Source organism: Roseburia yibonii (assembly GCF_014297335.1).
Classification (GTDB): domain Bacteria; phylum Bacillota; class Clostridia; order Lachnospirales; family Lachnospiraceae; genus Roseburia_D; species Roseburia_D yibonii.
Map to the genome: position 1 here is coordinate 1 of NZ_JACOQH010000022.1, position 960 is coordinate 960.

Below are 960 nucleotides of genomic sequence, written 5' to 3' on the forward strand. Positions count from 1 at the left end.
GCTCCACAGAATGAACTCTGTTATCATACATATACTGTTGCTGTTCATACAACCGGATGATGGTAAGATATAGACCGATATCCTTACCTGTCATGGCATAACCTTCACTCATGAACTGTTCCAGATAGCCAAGATCTCTTTTTACGTAGCCAAGCTGTCTGCGGAGTGCGCTGCGGATTTTCTTTGCCGTGTGCTTCCTGCTCTTAGCAAATGCAAGATACTCTTTTCTGGCACGTTTGCGATATCTTCTTGGCAGCTTAAGACCATAACATTTGCAAAAACGGTAAATCATGTTTTCCAGCTTTTCTCTTGTTTCGTTCAAAAGTGAGATGTCCTGCGGATAACGTATGTTTGCAGGTGCACAGGTTGCATCAAGGGTCAGCGTTCCTTTGTGTGTATCTTCTTTTGCAGTACCATCATCATTGGTTTTTCCTCCGGATGGCGGAGTATGGTCATCTTTGTCATCATCCTTATGCGCAAGAAGATACTCGTTTACTTCCATCAGCATTTCTGCGGAAATGCGTTTACGAAAAAGAACCAGTGTACTTGCATCAAACGGAGCTTCTTCCCGAAAGCCGGGAAGTCCGATAAAGTATTGCAGATATGGGTTCTCAGTAATCTGTTCCACGAGCTCACGGTCAGAATACTGGAACTTGGTCTGGATGATCAGAGCTCCTAACGCCATGCGAAGAGGCTTGGCTACATTACCGGTATCACTTGGGAAAAGTTCAGCGTATTTGGCTTCAAACATATCCCATGGGATTTGGTCAGCCAGTTTGATCCAGCGGTTATCAGGCTTCATGTGGAGACCCAAAGGCTGGTTGAAATCAAGGAAAGAATGCTGTAGCTTGTCGATCGGTTTGTACATTGTTTTAGTCCCTCGTATGCTCAAAATCTGTAAAAAACTGCAAGAAAAACGATTTGTTTTCGTCAAAATCCTTGCTATCATTATACCAGAAA

At 43.5% G+C, this 960-nt stretch carries 1 protein-coding gene; it reads right to left on the minus strand.

The annotated features are described in order from the left end of the window. Positions 1-868 (minus strand): transposase (locus tag H8Z76_RS13450; protein ID WP_186982839.1); only part of this gene is annotated, 868 nt, incomplete at its 3' end. Between the last annotated feature and the right edge of the window lie 92 nt (positions 869-960).